This is a genomic window from Chamaesiphon sp. OTE_20_metabat_361 (assembly GCF_031364565.1).
This window is the reverse complement of record NZ_JANLWO010000179.1, coordinates 1-4,820: the sequence shown is the minus strand read 5'-3', so window position 1 is coordinate 4,820 and position 4,820 is coordinate 1. Positions and strand designations below refer to the sequence as shown.

Genomic DNA, 4,820 nt, shown 5'->3' with positions numbered 1-4,820 from the left:
AATTCAGGTAACAGATCAACAAGCGATCGAATATGGACGTAGATTAGCACGAGAGGAAGGCTTATTATCCGGTATTTCTACAGGTGCTGCGTTATGTGCTGCGATCGAAGTCGGTCGTCGCCCTGAAAATAAAGGTAAACTAATTGTCATGATCCAGCCCAGTTTTGGCGAACGCTATCTCAGTACGCCGCTGTTTCAAGATCCAGAAGTTGGTTAGAGAGACTAGGGGACTAGGGGACTGGGAGACTGAGAGACTGGGAGACTGGGAGACTGGGAGACTGGGAGACTTGGGTATCAAATTATCGTAAGCCTTATTCACTATTCACCATTCACTATCCACCATCCACCATTCACCGCTCAATGTCAGAAACGCACTACCAAGTTCTCCAAGTCTCCCCCCAAGCTACTGCTGATGAGATCAAACAATCTTATCGGCGGCTAGCTAAAGAATTTCATCCCGATGTAAATGGTGGCAAAGCTAACGCCGATCTCATTATCAAGCTCAACGCTGCTTATGAAGTATTAGGCGACGAGCGTCAGCGTCGCGCCTACGATTATTTGTTCGAGTCGAATGTGGCAATCCCCCGCCAACAACAATCCGCCGCGCATATTCCCCGCCGTCCGCGCACTGTCGGACGAGAATTGGACGAAGAACTAATCCTGTGGCTCAATCAAGTTTATCAGCCGATAAATCGGACGATTAACTGGATCATCAAGCCGCTCAAGACGCAAATTCAAGAACTTTCTGCCGACCCATTCGATGATGAATTAATGGGTAATTTTGAGGCTTATGTAAATCAATGTCAGCAACATTTACAGAAGATCGACAAAATTTTTCACTCGATGCCCAATCCTTCATTAGTTGCCGAGATTGCTGCTAATTTGTACTATACAATTAACCAAGTATCAGATGGAGTGAAGGAGTTAAATTTTTATACTATGAATTATGATGAAAGCTACCTACATGATGGCATCGAAATGTTTAAAATTGCCGCTCAGTTGCAGAGAGAAACTAATAAGAAAGTCAAGGTTTATAAATAGAGGGTAGAGGGTGTCTAATTACTGAAGATTAACCACGAGCTATGAGCGAATTTATTTTTCATCTGGCATTCCCGATCGCGAATATCATCGACACCAAAAAATTCTACGTCGATGGATTGGGTTGTACTGTGGGTAGAGAGGCAGCAAATTCAATAATTCTCAATCTGTACGGTCATCAATTAGTCGCGCACATCACTACAGAGGTTACTCCTCAGCAGGGGATTTACCCGCGTCACTTTGGAATTGTGTTCCCGAATTTAACTGATTGGCAAGCCTTACTCGATCGGGCAATCGAGCGCCAGCTAAAATTTTATCAGTCGGCAAAACATCGATTTCCCGGCGCAATTACGGAACACCGCACATTCTTTTTAGTAGACCCTTTTACCAACTTATTAGAGTTCAAATATTATGCCCAGAGTGAGGCGATCTTTGGGGCAAGCGAGTTCACTCAAATTGGCGACTCGATCGGTTGAATGAGGGCATCGAAAATCGCAGCCAGCGTGCGACGATCGGCTACCATCCACGGGTGAGTGAGGACGGGAATTTGGAGTTCTCTACCGATGCCGAGTTGCGAGCTAGTCGGTGGCAAAATAATCAGGTCAAATGGCGTCCAGATCGATGTAAAGTTCACCCGACTTAACATCTCAACATCACGATTTAGATCTGTTATGAAATCACTATCGGGACACATTTGTCTACAGCCAGTCCGCGTCGAAAAATTAGCTGCCAGCGTGCCCTGATGGGGCGTAGAAATCGTAATTAGCCGTCCGACACGTTGACGCCTATTTGCTTGCGGCGCGTCCCCTAGGGCAGCATCGATGCCACCTAAGCGCTGGACATAATAACGGCTGACTAGCCCACCCATACTAAAGCCGAGCAAATCGATTTGCTCGTCAGGTGCAAAAGTCCGCTCGACTAGCTTGGCGACTTGTTGGGCGAGGATTTCTAGCCGCGTATCGCCAGTATTAGCATCGAGATCGATCGTCGCGACTTGCCAGCCCAAATCGCGCAGGTAGCTGGCAATTTTCCGCATTTTGTGGCTGGTATCCATCAATCCATGCACGAGTAAAATGGGGTTGCGGCGCACGGAATTTTGCGAATCTGGATGGGGCTGAAGCGGTGATTGGGTCTTCACGATCGGGCATAATAATAGATATCAGTTTTCAGTTTAGGTCAGCTAGCGAGGGCGGCTCGGTCGGCTTATGACAGTTACACTAGTGGCTCATCGCCGCCGATCGGTAAACTTTTGTTAAACTTTCTCAGCTTATCTTGCACATGCCAGCGACCAAAATTGATAATTCGTTTTATGTAATGAGAGAGATAATTTACCGTGTTTAAAAAGTTTTTTGGCAAAAAAAATGATGGTTTCTTCATGCAGCTAGAAGATGAAGATGCTACATCACAGCCTGCTAAAGCAGAAACTAAAGCAAAAGCCAAACCCGAGCCAGCACCTACCGCACCTGCGGCAACTGTAACGACAGCACCAGCTCCAGTAGCGGTAACTACAACTGAAGTCGTAGTTACCGCTACTGCAACCCCTGAAACAGTTAAAGTCGATAAGAAAGCTGACAAAAAGGCCGACAAAAAGGTTGACAAAAAAGCTGTTCAGAAAACAGAAGCTGCACCAGCGCCAGTAGCTCCGGCACCTGTAGCGGCTCCGGCGGCTCCTCCCATTACGAACTTCGCCACCGACTACCTGATTAAACCGTCCTCCAATAGCAGTCGCCGGATGCCCGGTGCCAACATGCGCGGATTTTTGGATTTGGCACGTCAGGTTGACAAACCCAAAGCTTTTAAAGCGACTGCCGCCGAGCGCAAAGGCAAGGAATAATGTGCTTGGGTAGAAGCACAGATCCGACCGTAAAAATTAGCCGCGTTTGGAGTTGATTTACCCCCCCAACCCCCCCGAATATGCGCGGATGCGCGCACTGTTCGGGTTCCCCGACAGTGTTAGCGGCGTTTTTATTTCTAGGGTTACCCCCGAATAAAAAAGCGACGCAGCTCCCTTCGGGAAGGCTTCGCCAACGAACGGGAGCGACGCACACAACTCGGAGGAAACCTCCGAGTTGTGTGCGTCAAGAGAGGTTTCCTCCCGTTCGTTGGCGTCAGCGACGCGCGTTCTGGAGGTTCCCTCCAGGTCGAGCGCGTCAAGACAAGACAACGACAAGACAGCGCACCAAGCAGGGGGGCTTTTCATGCTCCCTCCCCTTAGAAAGGGGAGGGCTGGGGTGGGGTAAAGGACTACGCATCATATCCACTACTTGTATATAGACCGTAGCTTTCTAAGGGCTGGGCTGAGGGCAAGACTCACCCACGATCGCGACACATCGAGAGCGTACTGTAGAGATGAAAAGCGCGATCCCAGAGACTATCGGCACGACGCAATAATTCTAAGTGGGGATCGATACGTCCGAGCGATTCGGGATAGCCGATTGCGGTTTCGGCAAACGGCGTAAAATTGGTCTGAGTGGGAATGTGTGCGACTTGTTCGCTAATTTGGGAGATGAGATTTTTCCAGTTGTCGCGGCTGGTAGTAGCTAGCTGTTGCGCGTTGACTAATTCGCTCGGGTTGAGATCTAGCTGACTGCTAGCGACATCGCCATATTCGTGGCGATGTCGCTCTAGTGACTGCTTATACTCACAAAAATTATAGGTTTGCGAACATAGTCTAAAGATACTCCGCCGATGGCGTAATTGGATGTCACAAACATTTACATAGTCCAGAATTTTCGGTTTGCGGAACGTGCGCTGATAGGCATCGATTTCCATCACTTCTTCAAAAATCGGCAGCATTCCCGTGACGATCTGAGTGACTTCCGACCAGTTAAAATTAAACGTCCGCAGCTCGCCACGATCGTCCGTACAGACGATTTCGCCTTTGGGATGGAAGGATTGAAAATGTCCGACTTGAAACACGTACATCTGCTGTGTATCGTGTTGCGAGATACAAAAACAGGGAATCCCAGCCGCGAGTAATCGATCGCGATAAAATTGTAACTCGCCCATTTGTCCCAACCGATATAGCCGCCAGCCCCGGCTGGGTAACTGAAGTTTGGCACTGTAAGGATCGATTTCCATAATTGCCGCAAATTGCTTGACGACGGCTTGCTTGTGTTCTAAGGACATCGGTTCGAGTACCAAAAATCCTGGCTCGCTGTTTTGAGCGATGCCAGCTTTGGCTGTGACTAGCTTTGCTGCTTGGATTTGGGCTTGAAGCTGCTCGATCCGCCCGATGCCTTGACGCGCTTCGGTGGCGATCTTCCGATTGACAGCATGTTGGAGCAAGGATCGATAAACTGCGAGGGCTTTGTCGAGCTGGTCTGTTGCTTCATGCAATTGTGCTGCATACAATTGAACTTGGTAGTCGTCTGGTCGCTCTAAAATGAGTGCAGCGATCAGTTTGGCGGCAGTTTGATAGTCCTGACGATTTAGGGCAGAAGCCGCTTGCTCTAACATAAATTTAGGATAATTAATGGCATGAAGTAATCTCAAACAATCGTCTTGAGGAGTTAGCCCGATTCGAGACAACAGTTTTCGATGGTTGGCGATGATGGCTTAGTCGAATCGGTAGCTCGTAGATAATAAATAGTTTGAACTTTTGTAAAAAACGTCATTATCGAATCGATCGACTGCTGCATCTCTATTAGGATGCCCGATTGTCGATCGGAATTTAACTAACAAGGATTTTTCGATCGCGTAGCGTCGCACTCGTCGAGTTAGTAGCCCCCAATCCGGTTCGGTTGGTCGGGAAACTGGGGCTTCAGCTTAGCATCCGCTGC

General features: G+C 48.4%; 5 protein-coding genes and 1 pseudogene. 4 read left to right on the top strand and 2 right to left on the bottom strand.

Going from position 1 to position 4,820, the window contains the following annotated elements; translation table 11 throughout:
• From RMO35_RS04915 to RMO35_RS04905, 3 genes and pseudogenes are all read left to right on the top strand, one after another.
• Positions 1 to 217 (top strand): annotated as a pseudogene (locus RMO35_RS04915) (cysteine synthase A); the annotation flags it as partial.
• 143 nt (positions 218 to 360) lie between these two features.
• Positions 361 to 1,041 (top strand): DnaJ domain-containing protein, encoded by a 681-nt coding sequence (locus tag RMO35_RS04910; RefSeq protein ID WP_309738975.1) that lies wholly within the window; start codon positions 361 to 363, stop codon positions 1,039 to 1,041.
• A gap of 41 nt (positions 1,042 to 1,082) precedes the next feature.
• Positions 1,083 to 1,514: a VOC family protein gene (locus tag RMO35_RS04905; RefSeq protein ID WP_309738974.1), complete on the top strand. Its 432-nt coding sequence runs from the start codon at positions 1,083 to 1,085 to the stop codon at positions 1,512 to 1,514.
• On the opposite strand, the gene RMO35_RS04900 is transcribed toward RMO35_RS04905, so the two are convergent.
• The gene (locus RMO35_RS04900) at positions 1,490 to 2,176 is read right to left on the bottom strand and encodes a triacylglycerol lipase (protein WP_309738973.1); all 687 of its coding nucleotides are present in this window, start codon (positions 2,174 to 2,176) and stop codon (positions 1,490 to 1,492) included. The two genes, RMO35_RS04905 and RMO35_RS04900, sit on opposite strands and share 25 nt — an antisense overlap.
• Positions 2,177 to 2,371: 195 nt before the next feature.
• Here RMO35_RS04900 and RMO35_RS04895 point away from each other — a divergent pair, with 195 nt between their 5' ends.
• The gene (locus tag RMO35_RS04895; protein WP_309738972.1) at positions 2,372 to 2,872 is read left to right on the top strand and encodes a hypothetical protein; all 501 of its coding nucleotides are present in this window, start codon (positions 2,372 to 2,374) and stop codon (positions 2,870 to 2,872) included.
• A gap of 476 nt (positions 2,873 to 3,348) precedes the next feature.
• Here the strand turns inward: RMO35_RS04895 and RMO35_RS04890 are convergent, their stop codons facing one another.
• On the bottom strand, positions 3,349 to 4,497 hold the full coding sequence (locus tag RMO35_RS04890; protein WP_309738970.1) for a tetratricopeptide repeat protein: 1,149 nt from the start codon (positions 4,495 to 4,497) through the stop codon (positions 3,349 to 3,351).
• Between the last annotated feature and the right edge of the window lie 323 nt (positions 4,498 to 4,820).

Bases quoted from the DNA above. Each gene is read 5' to 3' on its own strand.
- RMO35_RS04910 (WP_309738975.1), top strand. From the start codon at position 361: ATGTCAGAAACGCACTACCAAGTTCTCCAAGTCTCCCCCCAAGCTACT.
- RMO35_RS04905 (WP_309738974.1), top strand. From the start codon at position 1,083: ATGAGCGAATTTATTTTTCATCTGGCATTCCCGATCGCGAATATCATC.
- RMO35_RS04890 (WP_309738970.1), bottom strand. From the start codon at position 4,497: ATGTTAGAGCAAGCGGCTTCTGCCCTAAATCGTCAGGACTATCAAACT.